Below are 16,808 nucleotides of genomic sequence, written 5' to 3'. Positions count from 1 at the left end.
CGTCCCGATCCCGGGAGGGCCGCAGGCGTCCAGAGGTCCGTTGCGGCGCCGGGGGATGCCCGGGCCCGGGGCCGCCCTCGGCTACTCGTCGAATCCGAGCGAGAAAGCCGCCTCAAGATCGTGCGAGGAGTAAGCGCGGAAGGCGATGTGCGTCTCGGTGCGCACGATCCCGGGAACCTTGTTCAGCCGTCCGGGGATCACCTCGGCCAGTTCATCGTGTGCCCGCACGCGCACGACGGCGATCAGGTTCCACTCGCCGGTCACCGAGTACGCCTCGCTGACGCCTTCGATCGCCGAGACCTCCTGCGCGATCTCGGGAATCCGGTCGACATCCGTCTTGATCATGACAATCGCTGTGACCATGTCGACACCTTAAGGCCGGGGCCGTGCGCCGTGTTAGCTGTGAAGCTCCGCACTGCGCGTCGGCGAGCTCGGCGAGCTTGCCATCACGGCGGTGCCGAAGCCGTGCTCGGGATCGGTTGCCGGGGGTCCGGGCCGGTTGTCTTCGGCTCTGCGCCGTCGATGTTCGCCGGAGGCTGACGGCGCGGCAGCAGCAGCGGGCTGGCGAGGATGAGCAGCCCCGCCGCCGCGAGCGCCGCGCGTGGGCCGGTGATGTCGGCGACCAGGCCGCCGAGGGCGCTGAAGGTGGCGATGCACGCCTGCTGGCCGATCGACCAGGCCGACAGGGTGCGGGCGACGAGCCGCGCGGGGGTGTGCTCGAGCCGGTAGGTCGCGAGCACCGGGGTGAAAAGGCTCATGCTCACGATGATCGCGAACTGGACCGCCATCACGGTGACGAGGCCGGCGACGCCGTGGCCGACGAAGGCCAGGCCGATCAGCCACACGGCGCGCAAGGCGCCGACGGTCCGCAGGACCCGGTCGCGGCCGCAGCGGGCCACCACACCGCGGGCCAGCCGGGAGCCGATGAGCCCGCCGACGCAAGGCGCGGCGAAGGCGAGACCGTACTGCCAGGGCGGGAACCCGAGCCGGCGCAGCAGGAGCACGGCCAGCAGCGGCTCGGTGGCCATGATCAATCCGGAGACGAGCACGGTGTTGAGGTAGAGCGCCCGCAGTCCGGGATGGGTCAGGATGTGCCGCCAGCCGTCGAGCAACTCGCCGGCGCGGCGCGGGCTGCGGCCGGGCGCGCTCGGGTGTTCTTCCCGGCCGCGAATCGCGGTGAGGCCGAGTGCGGAAAGCAGGTAGCTGAGCGCGTCGGCCACCACCGTGATGACCGGCCCGAACAGGCCGATCGCCGCGCCGCCCAGCGGCGGCCCGACCGCGATGGAACTCCAGGTCGTCGACTCGAACCGCGCGTTCGCCACGAGCAGGTCCTCAGAGCGCACGAGGAGCTTGAGATAGGCGCCCCCGGCGGCGTTGAAGGCGATCTTGGCCGCGGCGACCACGGCGGAGACGACGAACAACTGGACGAGCCCGAGCCGGCCCAAGGCGTAGGCGACCGGAACCGTGGCCATCGCCGCGAAGCGGGTCAAATCCATCGCGATCATCACCGGCCGCTTGCGGTGAAACTCCACCCAGGGCGCCAGTCGCACCGCGATCAGCGCGCCCACGGCCGGCCCCACCGCGGACAGCGCGGAGACCTGCCCCGGCCCGGCGTGCAGCGCCAGAACGGCGATCAGCGGGAAAGCCCCGAACCCCAGCCCGGACCCGTAGGCGCTCACCGCATACGCAGCCCAGAGCCAGCCGAAGCGCCGCCCCAGGGATCGTCCTGCAAGCCGCGCGCCTCCCCCTTTACGACCCCTACACGACACAACCCGCAGTCGGATCGCTGCGAATCAAATCAAGGCCGGGAAGGAGGATCAAACAAGCGGCGCGACAGCGAGCCACAAATGGTTGGTTGTCCCGGTATGGTCGCCCGGGTGGACCGCGACGCCGTGCGCACCTTCCTCGCCGCAGCGGGCCCCAGCCGGTTCCAGTCGGCCGCCGTGGGGCAAATGGGCGACTGCGCGCACGTAGGTGTCACCTAGGTGACTCGTGACACACAGCCGGCGCGTTATCTGGGCGGATTGGGATAACGCTTCGGGTACGGGTTTCCAGTGCCGTACGGGTCATACGGACCCCATCCCGGCGGCGGCTCGACCCTGCGCCCGCGTTGCCGGTCGGTGGGCGGCGGACCAGCCCGTCCGCGTCCGGCGACGAGCATTATGTACAAGAAGCCTGCGATGAAGCCGGCGACGTGCGCGACGTACGCGACCGTGGTGTCCGTCGGCTCGCCGAGCAGGTGCTGGACAGACGGCAACTGCAGGACGAACCACGAGCCGAGCACCGCCCACGCCGGAAACCGCAGCGGGATGAAGAACAGGAACGGCACCAGGCTCGTCACCTTGGCCTTCGGGAACAGGTACAGATACGCACCCAAGACCGCCGCGATGGCGCCCGACGCACCGACAAGAGGCGTTACCGCAGCGGGATTGATCGCCGCGAAGGCATAGGCCGCGATATAGCCGCCCGCCAGATAGAACAGCAGGAAGTGCAGCCGCCCGAGCCGGTCTTCTACGTTGTTGCCGAAGACGTACAGGAACAACATGTTCCCCAGCAGGTGCAGCCAGCCGGCGTGGATGAACATGGCGGTGAGAACGGAGACGGCCGGCACCTTGTGTGGTAGCGGACCGAGAACGCAGATCCGCTCACCCGCGTTCGTGTCGACCGAGATCGCGGGTTCCTGCGCGGGCGTGAGCTGTTGGTCGTGCATCAGCTCGTACGGGATCGCGCCGTGCTCGACGAAGTAGCGCTGCTGCGCGCACGCCTGCGCCGGTGTCGGGCTGCCGATGACGGAGGCGCTCGGACCGACCAGGAACACCAGGAAGTTCAGCGCGATCAGCGCGTAGGTGACGTAGGCGGTACGGCGCACCGGATTCTTGTCGTGAATCGGGATCACCACGCAACCGATTGTGCCCGCTTTTTCGGGCGTCAGGAGCGAAGGCGGCGCGCGCGGAAGCGCGTGACGAAGCCCGCGTCTGGGAATCCACCCTCTACCCTTGAAATATGAGAGGAGCTGAAGTGGACGGCGAGGAGCGGGAGGCGCAGGACCCAGGCTGCGCTGAGCCGTCGTCGCCCGACAGCTCCGACCAGCGGCTGCAGGCCGCTTCCGAACGGCTGGCCGCGCCGCTGAGCGAGGCCGTGCGCCAGCGGGTGGTTTCGCTGGCGGCGGAGACCGCGGGAGTGTTGCCGCCCTCCCAGCTGCCCACCGCGCTGCGCCCCTTCGCCCGTTTCACCCCCGCCAAGCGTGCCAAGCTGGCCGCGACCCCGCTGGCCGCCGCGGTGGAGACCGACGCAGTTTTCCGCGAGCGGATCGCCGACCGGGTGCGCGAAGCGTTCCCGGAAGTCGTCGCGGCTTTCCACGCCGGCGTGCTGCCGGCCGCGGCCGACCCGCGCGACGTGGCCGCGCTCGCCTACCTGGTGCGTCCGGCCGGATGGCCCGACGTCGTGCAGGAGGCGGAGCGGGCCGCCCGTGACGCCGAACGCGCCATCGCGGACGAACACTTGGGCGACGAGGTGGCGCGGCTCAAGGCCGAGATCGACGCGTTACGCGACGCGGCGAAGGCGGATGTCGAGCGGCTCAAGGCCGACGTGGCCGCTGAGCGCCGCGAGGGCGACTCGGTACGTCGCCGCAACCGGCAACTGGAGGCCGACATGCGACGCGCGCAGGCCGAGGCGCGCCAGGCGCACGCGGAGTCCGAGGCGGCCCGAGCCGAGGCGGCCGCGGCCGTCTCCCAGGCCGACAGCGAGTTGCGCCGGGTACGCGGCCGGCTCGCCGACGCGGAGGCCGCGCTGGAGGCCGCACGACGCAGCGTGCGTGAGAACCGCAGCGCGGGGGAGGTGCGGCTGCGCCTGCTGCTGGAGACCATCTCCGAGGCCGCCACGGGTCTGCGCAGGGAACTGGCGCTCTCCCCGACCGAACAGCGCCCGGCGGACAGTGTCGACGCGCTGCGGCCCGCCGCGCCCGGAACCGGCGACATCCAGGGCAAGGCCCGCGCGCACGACGACCCGGCGATGCTCGACCAACTGCTCGCACTGCCGCGCGCTCATATGATCATCGACGGCTACAACGTCACCAAGACCGCTTACCCGACGCTGTCGCTTCATGAGCAGAGGGTGCGGCTGCTGCGCGGCCTGGGTTCCATCGCGGCGCGCACGGGTGCCGAAATCACCTGCGTCTTCGACGGAGCCGAACTCGGCGGGCCCGTCCCCGTGCCGCAGCACAAAGGCGTCCGCGTCCTGTTCTCGCATCCCGGCGAGATCGCCGACGAGCTGATCCGTCGCCTCGTCGCCGCTGAGCCGCAGGGCCGCCCGCTCATCGTGGTCTCGTCGGACCGCGAGGTGGCCGACGGCGTGCGGCGCTCCGGGGCCCGGCCGGTGCCGTCCGCGATGCTCGTGCGGGCACTGGCACGCGGCTGACACCATACGCTCGCCGGACGTTGGCGCACGGTGGCGCACGGTGGCGCACTGAGTCGAACGGGTGACACGTCTTTGCGCTCGGAGTCACGTAGTCGCTACGTTGCGCACTCGGTCCGCTGATTCGGGGGTGGCCGGAGTCAGGTATCCGCGCGGACAGCAGGGCCACAGCCGAGCGTGAGAGGAGTGACGCCGATCGTGGCGTCCCGCAGACGCGTGAGCTCTCGTACCTGCCTGGTGCGTGCCACCGGGGTCGTGGCCGCGACCGCCGCTGCCGCCATGGTGCCCACAGTCGGGCACGCCGACCCGGCGCAGCCCGGGATCGCCGGAGAAGCACCGGGCTCCGGCCCCGACGCGGTCAAGGCCGAGGTTTCCCTGCTGTACCAGCAGGCCGAGGCCGATACACAGGCGTACGACGCGACCGAGGAGCGCATCGCGCGCCTCCAGGCCGCGGTCGCCGAGTCCGGGGCGCGCGCTGCCCAGCTGCGCGGCCGGCTCGCCGCCGCCACCGGGGCGCTCGGCCGCCTGGCCGCCGCGCAGTACCGCGACGCGGGCATGAGCCCGACCATGGCCCTGGTCTTCTTCGCGCATCCGGACAGCTACCTCGCCCAGGCCGGGGCGAACGACCAGTTCGCCGAAGCCCAACACCAGCGCGTGGTGCAGGCGCTGCGGGACCGGCAGGCACTGGACGAGCTCGAGCGGGACTCCGCGGGCGAGTTGGCGGACCTGGGCGCCGCGCAGAGACAGCTGGCCGTGCACCGCGCGAGAGTCGAGCTGGAGCTCGCCCGCGCTCGCGACCGCATCTCCGGGCTCGATGCCGCCGACCGCAGCCGGGTCGCGGCCCTGCTCGCCGCGGGAGACGGCTTCGGTTTCGCGCCCGCTGCGGGGACAGGCGACGGGCTAGGCAGCAAGGTGGGTGCCGCGGCGCCGTCGCTCAGCTCGCTGCTCTCGGCGGTCGGCGTGCCCGCGGCCGGCGCTGAAGCCGCCGCGGGTGCCGCCGCGCCCGACCCCGACGCGAACCGGGCCATCACGGCGGTCTCCGCGGCTTACGCAGAACTCGGCAAGCCGTACGTGTGGGGAGCGACCGGGCCCGCAGAGTTCGACTGCTCCGGCCTGACCCAGCACGTCTGGGCCGAGGCGGGCGTGCGGCTCCCGCGCACCTCGCAGGAGCAGGCGGACGCCGGCCGGAGCGTCCCGCTCTCCGACATCCGGCCCGGCGATCTGGTGATCTACTTCGCCGGCCACACCCACGTGGGCATCTACGTCGGGAAGGGCCTGGTGATCCACGCCCCGCGGCCCGGGTCGGTCGTGCAGTTCGTTCCGCTGAACGCGATGCCGGTGGCCAAGGTGGTACGGCCGGAGGGCTGAGCGGGCGTCGCGTTGTAGGTTCTCATTAGATCTTTCGGTTTCTCGCGGGATTTTCGTCACCGTGTCGTCTGCGAAAGATCGCTGAGAATCGAGGCCCAGGCTCGGATTCCATGTTGGCGGCTGGCGTTGTGAGCGATGTATCGCTCGGCGGAGTGAATCGCGGTCGTGCTGCTTCCTAATGTGCGCATGGCGCTCCATGTTCACGTCATGGCTCGTATATCAGAGGCCCGGGTCGGGCTGCCGTGTCCCGCGCAGCCCGAGGACGTGGTGGCGCGCTTCCGCGGGAGCGATGGGCGTTTCGTGGACGCGACCTTGGACCGGTTGCCGGTGGATGACGTGCTGGCGGGCCTGCCTGTCCGGGAGTTTCGCTGGTATCGCGGGAGACGGCATTACTCGGGGTGGTACTGGGCTGCCACGACCGCCGGTCATGTGGTGTACGAGTCCAGGCTGGAACTCGCGCGGATCATGTTGGCCGATCGGGATCCGGACGTGGTGGCGATGGCGGCTCAGCCGGTGTGGCTGGCCGGAATGGATGACGGCCGCGTACGTAGACACGTTCCAGATCTGCTGCTTGCTCATCGGGGCGGGCGTCTGACGTTCGTGGACGTCAAGGCCGCCTCACGGCTTGCCGATCAGCGGGTGGTCGCGCAGTTCGCGTGGATGAAAGCAATGTGCGCCCGGTTCGAGTTCGGTTTCGAGGTGTGGTCGGGGGTTGATCCCGTCGTGCTGGAGAACGTCCGCTTCCTGGCGGGGTACCGCGCGGTCGGGTTGATACGCGAGGAACTGGTCGGCTCTGTTCTTGCCGCGGCGCGCGAGCCGGTCCCGCTCGGGCAGGTGGAGCGGGTGGCGGCTCAAGGGGCTGATCGTGGGTGGGTGCGGCCGGTGGTGCTGCATGCCCTGTGGCGTGGGCTGCTCGATGCGGATCTGTCGAGGCCGCTCGATGTCTCGACGCCGGTTGCCGCTGTGGGCGGGATGCGATGACCGGGGGTTCGGTGACGGTCATGGTCGGTTCGACGGTGCTGCTCGACGGGGATGCGGCGCGGGTGGTGGAGTTCGATGGGCGAAGTGTCACCGTGCAGTTGGCGCGGGGAAGGTACCGCTCTGTCGCCCTGGCGCAGTTCGCCGCGCGGGTGCGTTCGCTCGATCCTGCTGTGGGCGCGGGGGTGGATCCGGGACTGGTGCTGGCGGGATGCTCGGCCGAGGAGTTGGCTCGGGTGCGCGAGATCGCTGGGCATGTGCGCGAGGTGCTCACGGGGTTCGCCTCTGGGCATTCGGGTGAGGCGGCGCCGGGTGAGCCGCGCCCGGCCTATGCTCCGGGTGTCTCGCTTACGGCGCGCTACGCGGCGAAGGCCGCGGAGTTGTCGGTGACCGCGCGCACGGTGGAGCGGTGGGCGGGGCTGTACCGGGAGTGCGGCGAGGCCGGATTGGTCGACGAGCGCGTGCGGCGGGGCCGGGGTTCGAATGTCGATCCGCGCTGGGAGGCTGCGGTGCGTGCGGAGTTCGCGGCGGGAGTGGCTGCTTCGACGCCGACGCGCGGTGCTTTGCTCACCCGGGTCACGTCGCGCCTGGAGCGGGAGTACGGGACGGGCGTGGTGCCGATTCCGTCGCGGGCCACGGCGTATCGGCGGTTGGCGGAGCTGGCGAAGGGCACGAATGCGGTGGCGGGTTCGGCCAAGGATCGCCGGTCGATCGCGCAGCGGCCCGGCGGTGCATATGGACGGTTGCGCGCAACTCGGCCGGGCGAGTACGTGGTGCTCGATACCCAGGATCTTGACGTGTACGCGATGGAGCCGGTTACCTGCCGGTGGGTGAAGGCGCAGCTCACGGTGGCGCAGGACCTGTTCGATCGGCGGATCGTGGGGCTGCGGGTGACACCGGTTTCCACGAAGGCGGTGGATGTCGCGGGCGTGCTGTTCGAGGCGGTGAGCGGCGATCCCGGTCGGCGCACCGGCTTGGCAGTGGTTGGCGCGGTTCCGGACCGGCTGGTGTTCACCGAGGCGGAGGCGCCGGATGCGTCGGTTTGGTGCCCGCCGGCGACACTGGTGGTCGACCACGGCAAGGCGTTCTTGTCGGCGCACGTGATCGGGGTGTGTGCGCGGCTCGGTATCTCCATACAACCTGCGAACCCGTATAAGCCTACGGATAAGCCGACGGTGGAGAGGTTTTTCAAGACCCTGCGCGAGGGCCTGATCCAGCATCTGCCTGCCTATAAGGGCCCGGATGTGCACAGCCGGGGCGAGGCCGTGCAGGAGCAGGCTTTCCTGTTCCTGCACGAGCTTGAGGACGTGGTCCGGGACTGGATCGCGACCGTGTACCACTGCGGGAAGCACGACGGGTTGGTGGTGGCCGACTGGCCGGGGCTCGCGCTCTCGCCGAACGAGATGTTCGAGGTCGGCCTTGCCAAGGCCGGGCGCCTGCGGCTGCCGGCCGACCCGGATCTGGTCTTCGAGTTCCTGCCGGTGTACTGGCGCACGGTCCAGCACTACGGGGTCGAGGTCGCCGGGCTGCGCTACAACGGTGCCGCGCTCAACGGATATCGGAACGCGGCGAGCCCGTATGGCGGGGCGGCGGGCGGGCGCTGGCCGATTCGGCGCAATGAGGACGATGTGCGCTTCGCCTATTTCCGGGACCCGGACGATGGACGGTGGCACCGGTTGGAGTGGGAGCACGCCGCGTTGTTGGGCAGCGCGTTCTCCGCGGAGGCCGCCCGCTACGCCCGCGGCTTGGCGGCGCGGGAGGACCGGTTCGCCGACCCGGTCGAGGCGCTGGCCGCAGTTCTCGAGCGGTGGAGCGTTGGACAGGTGGAAGGGCGGCGTGAGCGGCGGATGGCCGCGCGCCTCGCTGCCGAGCGGGCCGCGCTGCCCGGGCTCGAGGCGGCACGGGATCAAGAAGACGCGCCCGAGCCGGCCATCGACAGCGAGCGCGCGCCGTTGCCGCTGGCCTGTGGGGATGACGATGTGGAGGACGAGGTGGTCGACGACGTCGCCGGGTTCTACGCCGACGCGCTCGAGGTGCTGGAATGACCGGCTCCTACAGTCTTTCGCGCAAGGAGGGCTGGCGCCGGTTCGTCGAGGCGGCGCCGCGCCAGCGCCCGCTGCACCTGTCCGCGGCGCAGCTGGCCGGGCTCGGGGAGGCTGCCAGGTTCGAGCACGATGAGGCGCGCGCCGAGTGGCACGCGAACTTCGGCACGATCGCCACCCCGCAGCTCTCGGCCGTCTACGACGAACTGGAGTTGATCGTCGCTTCGAACCGGCAGGATTCGGACCGGGTCCGGGGCGCGGCGGTGATCGACGGGCAGCCGGGGCTGGGCAAGACCACGGTGGCGAACCTGTTCGCCCGCGACTTCGACCGGGTCGAGCGGCGCCGGTTCGGTGCGGTGACCGAGGACGGCGACGAGCGGATCCCGGTGTTCCGGGTGGGTCTGACCTCGAACACGACGCTGCGCACGCTGAACAAGATGATCTGCGAGTTCTACGGGCATCCGGGAGCCGACCGGGGAAGCGCGGCCCAGTTGGCGAGCTACGCGCTCGACTGTGTCTTGCGGTGCGATTCCCGGGTCGGGGTGATCGACGATATCCATTTCATCGACCAGCGCAGCCGGGACGGGATCGCGGTCAACAACCACCTCAAGTGGTTGGCGAACGAGCTTCCGGTGACCTTCATCTACGCCGGGGTGGGGCTGGCGGAACGCCGGTTCTTCGCCGAGGGCCTGACCGGCGCGGCCAGCGCACTGGCGCAGAGCGCCCGGCGCTGGACGCGCCTTCCGGTCGCCGCGTTCACCCCGGGCCAGAAACAGGAATGGCTGGCCCTGGTCAAGGCGATCGAGCAGCAGTTGGTGCTCGCCCGCGCGCATCCCGGCCAGCTCGCTGCCCTGGCCGAGTACCTGTTCGCGCGCACCGGCGGGCACATCGGCTCGCTCATGACGCTGATCACCCGCGGCTGCTACAAGGCGATCAAGACCGGCACCGAGGCGCTGACCCGCGAACTGCTCGACACGGTGCGCATCGATGAGGCTAGCGAGCAGGCCCGCCGCCCGGGCCAGGTCAAGGCGAAGGCCGCGGCGTGAGCCGGATCCGGCTGCTCCCGCTGCGCCGCGCGCCGCGGCCGGACGAGGGGATCGACTCGTGGATCGAGGCGCTCGCGGCACGCCACGCCATCGCCCCGGCGCACCTGCTGCCCCGCCTCGGGATCCCCGACGAGATGCGCCGCATCTCCCGGCTGGTCACCGAGCTGACGCCAGGGCAGATCGCGAGTGCGCAGAAGGCGAGTGGGCTGCCGGCCGGGACGCTCGCGCTGCTCGCGCCCGGCGAGCTGCGGATCGCCGGCTACTTGCGCACCGGCGGATCGCGCTACTGCCCGCAGTGCCTGGCTGCCTCGGACGGAATCTGGCCGCTGCGATGGCGCCTGGCCTGGGTCTTCGCCTGCTCCCGGCACGCGAGGCTGCTGCGCGACACGTGCCAGGAGTGCGGCGGCGTGCAGCGCGTGAACCTGTACGCCGGGCTCCGGAGGATGCTCCCAGCCTTCTGCTGCTCGCGGCCGGCTCCCGGAGGGGGACGGTGCGCGGCGGACCTGCGCCTGGCCAAGCCCGGCAGGCGGTTGACACCGCCGCTTGCCCGCACCGCCGGGTGGATCGAGCAACTGCTGGCCGACCTCGACGATCCTGGCAGCCGCGAAACGGCCGCCGCAGTACTCGCCGATCTTCCGACGGTCGCGCTGTGGCTGATGCGCCGGCACGCGAAGAGCGGCACGCTCAAGACCGATGCGCCGGTCCACGACGGGCTCGGAAGAGTGATGGAAGCCCGGCTGCATCGCGACGCGCTGCTCACAGCCGCGGTTGTGAGCCAAGCCCACCATGTGATGGCCGGCCCCGAGCACGAGGCCGTCGCGCATGTGCGCGAGGTACTACGCCGGCATCCGGGCGCGGCGCGCATCCCGCCACCGGGCATGGCGCGCGACCAGTGGATGGCCCTGGCCAGCGGATTCGACCGGCGGATGATCCGCGCCGCCGACCCGGACCTGATCGCGATCGACCGGCTGCGCATGAAATCGATGACGGTCACGCCGCAGCGGATCGCACGGCCGGTGCGCGGCGGCAAGACGCCGCCGGTCGGACCCGCGCCGCGGCGCGGACGCCTTATCCCGCAGGTGCTGTGGCCGGACTGGTCCGCGAAGCTGCTGCCCGCCGCGGGATTGGAGGCCGAGCAGTTCCGCACCGTGATAAGCGTGTGCCTGCTGATCCCCGCTACCGCCGGGCGCACCCTGTCCGACTTCGCCGCTCTGCTCAGCCCACACCTGACAAGCCAGCAGATCTCGGTGACGCTGCAGTTCTTCCGCGCCCTGCCCGGATCCCCGAGCGGGGACGCGCTTACCGAGGTCCTCGCAGTGCTCTGCCGCCTGGCCGACTACCTCGACGCCCATGGGTCGCCGATCGACTACCAGCGCCGCCGCGAACAGCTCCCCGCCGATCCGATCGACTGGCCAGCCTGGTGCGATCTCGCGCTGTCCGCAGGCACCCAGCCCGGAGCGCGCCCCGGACGGGCCCGCCACCTGCACGCCCAGCGCTACCTGCACCACCTGCTCACCGGATCAGACCTCTCCGACCCGGCCTACCCGCTGACCTTCACCGGTCCCGGCGACCGGATCAACTACCTCGGCTTCGCCCTCGCGCTCACCCCGCGGCTGCGCACGGCCCTGCACCAATACGCGGCAGGCCTGCTCGAGCAGCACGGCATCGATGAACCGGTCGCCTGGTCCCCGCCCGCCGAGACCGCCGAGCATCTGCCCTGGCCCGGCGTGGACCTCGATACCCTCGACCTCGAGGCGATCCGCCGCATCGTCATCGAGGACAAACGCCCGGTCGCCGAGGCGGCCCGCGCACTCGGGGTGCACAGCGAACACATCCGCCTGGCCATCGAGCGCATCGACCGCCCCGAACCGCAATGGTCGATCCACGGGCCCGACGCCTGGATACGCCGCCAGCGGGCCCCGCACCTGCTGACCCGCGACTTCTTCGAACACGAATACGTCCAAGGTGGACGGCGGCTCAAACAGATCGCGAAGGACACCGGCTACAGCCGCAAACTCCTGGCGACCTACGCCAAGGACGCCGGCATCACCCTGGCCAAGGCGATCGACCCGTTCCCGATCGACCCACAGTGGCTGCGCGAGCAGTACCACACCCTGCGACGGTCCACCGCCGACATCGCGCGCGAGCTGGACACCCACCAGATGAACGTCAACCACGCCCTGTACCGCCACGGCATCACCCCACGCCTGCCAGGAGTCCACAGCTTCCCCGAAATGATTGCCAAACTCCCACCCGGCATCCCCCGCGCGATCCGGCAGGCGGTGGAGGGCGGGCTGCGCGGCTGGGAACGCCTGCGGCGCTTCCAGATCACCATGCGCTTTCCCACCGCCACCACCGCGGGCACCTACCTCGGCATCACGCACTCATCCCTGATCCACCAGTTTCAGCGGCTCGAAGACGACCTCGGCACCGCGCTGTTCGACCGCGCCGTGATCGGCACACCCCAGCACCCCACCAAGGCCGGCACCCGCCTGCTGCGCCACCTCGAACGCGAGGACGTCAACGCGCTCATGGCCGAGGCGCTGCGCGACAGGCCCGGATTCGACCTCCCACCCGAAGACGTGCTCGATGCCGCTCACCGCGCCTTCGCCGCGCCGCAGCGCCCACGCCGCCCGCAGGCCCCCTACGACGACATCCCGGTCGCCCGCTACCGTATCCGCCCGCCGACCCTCGCCCTGCTGCGCCACCTGCTCCAGACCCCGGACCGCGAGTTCTACGGGCTCGAAGTCCACCAGGCGACCGGCATCGACATGGGAACGCTCTACCCGCTGCTTAGGAAGCTCGAGCACGGAGGATGGCTCACCAGCAAGCCGGAAGACGACGACGAGTGGCGCGCCGGAGCGCCCCCCGGCAAAGGACCGGGTAAACGCCGCATCTACTACCAGCTCACCCCCGACGGACACCGCGCCGCGCAACGCGAAATCGAACGCTGCGACCATCGCGACGCGGCCTGACCCTGGCGGACTTGCCCGAACCGCCGAACTGTCGGCGATGATCACCCGTGCCTGTGAGGAAAACGAAAGACCGCTGAGAACCCGCCGGAGATAGTCCGCGAGAAAACCAGCGAAAACCGCTGGCCGCCAGACCAGGGCACGACACCTACGGTGAGAACCTACACTGCTGTAGGGTCTCTCGTTCAACTTTTCGCTTTCTCATCGGATTTTCGCCTACTTTTCGCAGAATGAAAGATCGTTGAAGGCTGACCAGCCGCGGCGGCTGGACCACCCGGTTCTGCGACTGCACTCGGCCCAGCATTCATGCGCAGGCCCGCCGCCCCTTCGGAGGCGACGGGCAATCAGTTGCTGGCTGTGGTCGTCTTCACGGATCCCGGCGCCGTCAGGCGCCGGGCGTGGTGAGGATCGCCGCAGCTATGGCGTCGGGCGGCTGCATCAGGTCGATCGCCGGGTGGGCACCGCCGTCGAGCGGGACGAGCAGCCGCGCTGCCCATCCCTCGGCGGCGAGAACGGCCTTGTGCAGCGCGCCCGCGCGGATCGGCAGGACGGTCATCAGGACCCAGTCGCGGCGGCGGGCCGGCCCGTGCTGCGGGTGCCGGTGATGCTCAGCAAGACGGTCGCCGACCGCAGTGACCTGCTGGCGGTACACACTGCCGACGTAGCGGCACCAGCCCCGTGCATCCCAGGCTGCGTACACCGCGCTCGGCGCGGTGATCTCGCGCCAAGCGGCTTCGACCGTGGCCCGGCAGGCCAGACCGACGTCCGGGTTGCTGGCGCGGGCGAGGGCACCAGCATCAAGGAGTGGCGCCAGGGTGCGGACGACGGGTGCGAGCCGCTGACGGATCTGACCGGGGATCGGCACCGAACTCACTCGTCACCGTCCTCGTACTCGTCCTCGTACTCGTCCTCGCCCTCCGGGTCCGGCATCACGTCGGCCACGGGGCCGAACTTGATAAGGGTCTCGGTGATGCTGTTCAACTGCTGCCGCAGAGCGTCGACGCTGGTGGTGAGGCCGAAAACGTCGCGACCGCGGGGGTGGGTCTGAGTCATCTTGGCGAGCGTGAATGCGGCCTTGCTGGCGGCCTTGATCGCGTTCTCCAGGATCCTGCGCTGCCGCGCGTCCTCCGTTTCCGAAGTGCTGCCGCTCCCCCCCTTGCCGTCGAGCTTCTTCTTGAGCTCGGCGATCGACGCCTCGGCCTCCACCGGGCTGGCCGCGTAGACAAGGTCCCACTCGTAGTCGATGGAGACCATCGCGCCGGCCTTGTCGACAACCGGGGCGCCATCCTGCACCACTACACCGTCGATCTCCCGCACGACCGTGTGGAACTGCTTTGGCACGATGCTCGGATCGGCCGCGACGTGCGCGTAGGCGATGGAGTGGAGCATCCGCCTCCCGCCCTGTGTGCTCGCCAGCACCGCCAGCAGGGCGTTGGGGGTGTGCCGCAGCGGCGCGGTCCGCAGCTCACGGGCAGCGGCGAGCTTGGAACCGCGGTCGCGGGTGATAAAGCCGGAGAGGATCGCGGCGGTGCCGCCGAGCACGGTCAGCTCGGCCACGGCGTTAGCCTCGCCCCGCAGCGCCCGCTCGAGGATGTCGTCGAGGACCTTAAGGGCGTCGGCGCCGTGGGTCAGCTTCCAGTCCCGCTTCCACACCGTGTCGGTGATGGTGCCGCCGTTGCCGAGGGCCCGGACGAACTGGTCGATGGAGGCGGAGCTGCGGTAGGCCGACAATGCCATCGGTGCGATCCGCTCGCTCACCCTCTGGCGGTCGGCCTTGCCCATACCGAACTCCTGCTTGATGAGCCGGTTCATCCTGTCCGCCTGCCCGGCGAGTGCACACTGCTGGTGCAGGGCCGCCGACCACAGCCGGTGCGGCGGCAGGCCGAGGAGCTTGTGCATCGCAGCCGGGCCGACCTCGCCGAGCAGCACCTTGTACGTGTCGTCGTCGACCAGGTGCTCGCGCAGGGCGTGCCGGTAGACGCGCTGCATGCCCTGGGTGTTCTGCGCGCCCTCGTCCCACGGGGTGACGTGGACATGCAGGTTGGCTACAAGGTCGTCGCGGGCGGCGACCAGGTCGGGCAACGCGGAGCCGTCCTCCCCCATGGCGCCGACCACCACGATGGCCGGGAAGGTGAGGGTATGCCCCTCGCGGCGGGTCGCCTCGGTGAGGATCTTCTCGGCCAACCCGCGGCGCACTCGGGCGACCATCTCGGTCACCTTCGACCGCGCCGAGCGCTGGTCGGCTGGCCGACGCGGGCCGGAGCGGTCCACCGGGCCGATCACCGCGGCGACACACGCCGCCGCCGCCTCGTCGATGTTGCCGCCAGTGCGCGCCAGCCACATGCTCACGAGCCGGCTGTTGCCGTCGCCGGCGACGGTGTACGTCTCCTCGACGCCGTCGTCGTATTTGACGCGGACCAGGAACAGCGTCAGCGGTTCCTTGATGCCGTGCTGCAGCACGCTGTCGGTGTAGTCGTTCTTCTGCCCTTGGGCGTCGTATGTCTGACGCATGCTCTCGGTGATCGCGTCGGCCAGGGCCTGGCGGTCCGCCACCCGGACCACGAACAGCGCCCTCGGCTGCCCGGTCTCCTCGTCGGTGAACGTGTTGTAGACGATCGGAGCGTTGTTCGCGTGCTTGTCGTCCATCGCGGTGTGCAGCTTGTGCACCCAGCGCTGGTTGAGGAAGTCGGGCAGCACGTCCAGGTCGGTGAAGCGCCGGTGCGGCGGGATGGCGTACAGGGTGCCGCCGACGACGGGCTTGGCCATCAGCAGGCCGGCCTCAGCCGTGTCCCCGGTTGCCTCGACAAGCTTGCGCAGCAGCGCGGGGCTTACGGCGCCGCCGGTGACGACGTTCGCCGCGTCCTCGTCCAGCGAGTTCATCGGGTTGTCGAGCAGGGTCTTGCGGAAACCGCGCAGCTGCGTGACCGGCACCGGCTCCGGCACCTCATCGGGACGGCGCAGCAGCGGCGGAAGGCTCTCGTTCTCGAACGCGTCGAGGCTCATAAAAAAATGCCCTTCGAAGATCAGCGCGCCGCAGGCCAGGCCTGCTGTCCAGGGCGCCATGCCCAAGACTCCACTGCGCGCCGTCACGAGGGCGGCGGGCGTCGTCACAGCGCCCCACCGGCTCAGGGTCCGGCGTGTCACCATGCCGACCGGCGTTCCACGGGACTGGGCGAACTGCTGGTCCGCCAGGCCACAGGGCCCGGACTCCCCACCGATGGCAGGGGCCAGCCGTTCTTCACCCCGCAGATCCTTACCCTACGAGGTGCAGTTCCGTATAACCGGAGCGGTACGCATATGGTGCGGATGTACCACACCTTCATTATTCAGGGTAACGCAGCCAGTCTCCGGGCTCAACAACTTCGCCAAGGGCAGGGACCTCTGCCGTCCGGCGCCCCCGCCCGGACACGGTCCTTGCACCGTCAGACCCCACGGCACTTCCGTTCACATTTGATCTTGATGGCGCGTGGCGTCTTAGGTCAGGGCCTCGCCCTGTTTGAAGAAAACGCAAAATCGGCGAGAAATAGCGGCGTAAAGTTCGTGAGAGCCCTAGCGTCAGTGCAGGTCAGGTGACCACTGATGCAAAGTACCTTGAGAACCTACAGCTGCCTGTAGATCTACAGTTCTGGTGTAGGTCTCAGTCCAGCTGGCCGGGAGTTCGGCACATAGGCATCACCCTAATACTGGCTGGCCAAGGCTCTCACTCGATCTGGTGAAACCCCTCGATTGCGGACCCTGTCGGGTCGTCCAGCACAGTGGAACGTGTAAAAACCGCTCGGTGAGGCTCACGCTGGGGCTGACGGTGGTGATGTTCGGCCACGAATGATCTGGCCGTGTGCGATGTGGGCATAGACCGTGCGGGCCACTGCCCTAAAGTTAGGTCCAGTTTGACATGATTTCAGGTAGCTTGCGGGGCAAGGGTTTCAGCTTGATCACGATGTGGACTGGGTGTGGGAGGCAACGAAGCTCCTGGTAGAACGCGGGATGCC

General features: G+C 69.9%; 11 protein-coding genes. 6 read left to right on the top strand and 5 right to left on the bottom strand.

Features of this window, described 5'->3' with window-relative positions:
* Window positions 1-81 precede the first annotated feature (81 nt).
* From KGA66_RS10330 to KGA66_RS29955, 3 genes are all read right to left on the bottom strand, one after another.
* Window positions 82-363: an Lrp/AsnC family transcriptional regulator gene (locus KGA66_RS10330; protein ID WP_211467162.1), complete on the bottom strand. Its 282-nt coding sequence runs from the start codon at window positions 361-363 to the stop codon at window positions 82-84.
* Window positions 364-446: 83 nt separating this feature from the next.
* Window positions 447-1,718, bottom strand: a complete 1,272-nt coding sequence (locus tag KGA66_RS10325) for an MFS transporter (RefSeq protein WP_281416543.1) — start codon at window positions 1,716-1,718, stop codon at window positions 447-449.
* A 293-nt stretch (window positions 1,719-2,011) separates the two neighbouring features.
* Window positions 2,012-2,899, bottom strand: a complete 888-nt coding sequence (locus KGA66_RS29955; RefSeq protein WP_211467158.1) for a rhomboid family intramembrane serine protease — start codon at window positions 2,897-2,899, stop codon at window positions 2,012-2,014.
* 104 nt (window positions 2,900-3,003) lie between these two features.
* On the opposite strand from KGA66_RS29955, the gene KGA66_RS10315 reads away from it, so the two are divergent.
* From KGA66_RS10315 to KGA66_RS10290, 6 genes are all read left to right on the top strand, one after another.
* Window positions 3,004-4,416, top strand: a complete 1,413-nt coding sequence (locus tag KGA66_RS10315; RefSeq protein ID WP_211467156.1) for an NYN domain-containing protein — start codon at window positions 3,004-3,006, stop codon at window positions 4,414-4,416.
* Between the two features lie 213 nt (window positions 4,417-4,629).
* Entirely contained in the window at window positions 4,630-5,781 is a 1,152-nt protein-coding gene (locus KGA66_RS10310) for a C40 family peptidase (protein WP_211467153.1), read from the top strand.
* 186 nt (window positions 5,782-5,967) lie between these two features.
* Window positions 5,968-6,762, top strand: coding sequence for a TnsA-like heteromeric transposase endonuclease subunit (locus KGA66_RS10305; RefSeq protein WP_211467151.1), 795 nt, complete (start codon window positions 5,968-5,970; stop codon window positions 6,760-6,762).
* Window positions 6,759-8,804, top strand: a complete 2,046-nt coding sequence (locus tag KGA66_RS10300; RefSeq protein ID WP_211467149.1) for a TnsB C-terminal domain-containing protein — start codon at window positions 6,759-6,761, stop codon at window positions 8,802-8,804. Before KGA66_RS10305 ends, KGA66_RS10300 begins: the two co-directional genes overlap by 4 nt.
* Window positions 8,801-9,847: an ATP-binding protein gene (locus KGA66_RS10295; protein ID WP_211467147.1), complete on the top strand. Its 1,047-nt coding sequence runs from the start codon at window positions 8,801-8,803 to the stop codon at window positions 9,845-9,847. Before KGA66_RS10300 ends, KGA66_RS10295 begins: the two co-directional genes overlap by 4 nt.
* A complete protein-coding gene (locus KGA66_RS10290; protein ID WP_211467145.1) occupies window positions 9,844-12,822 on the top strand; it encodes a TniQ family protein in 2,979 nt (992 codons plus the stop codon). Before KGA66_RS10295 ends, KGA66_RS10290 begins: the two co-directional genes overlap by 4 nt.
* A gap of 382 nt (window positions 12,823-13,204) precedes the next feature.
* Here the strand turns inward: KGA66_RS10290 and KGA66_RS10285 are convergent, their stop codons facing one another.
* A complete protein-coding gene (locus KGA66_RS10285; protein ID WP_211467143.1) occupies window positions 13,205-13,693 on the bottom strand; it encodes a hypothetical protein in 489 nt (162 codons plus the stop codon).
* Entirely contained in the window at window positions 13,690-15,882 is a 2,193-nt protein-coding gene (locus tag KGA66_RS10280) for a hypothetical protein (protein WP_211467141.1), read from the bottom strand. Before KGA66_RS10280 ends, KGA66_RS10285 begins: the two co-directional genes overlap by 4 nt.
* Window positions 15,883-16,808: the final 926 nt, after the last annotated feature.

Source organism: Actinocrinis puniceicyclus (assembly GCF_018283645.1).
Lineage (GTDB): Bacteria > Actinomycetota > Actinomycetes > Streptomycetales > Catenulisporaceae > Actinocrinis > Actinocrinis puniceicyclus.
The sequence above is the reverse complement of the archived record's forward strand: the minus strand, read 5'-3'. Positions and strand labels throughout refer to the sequence as shown.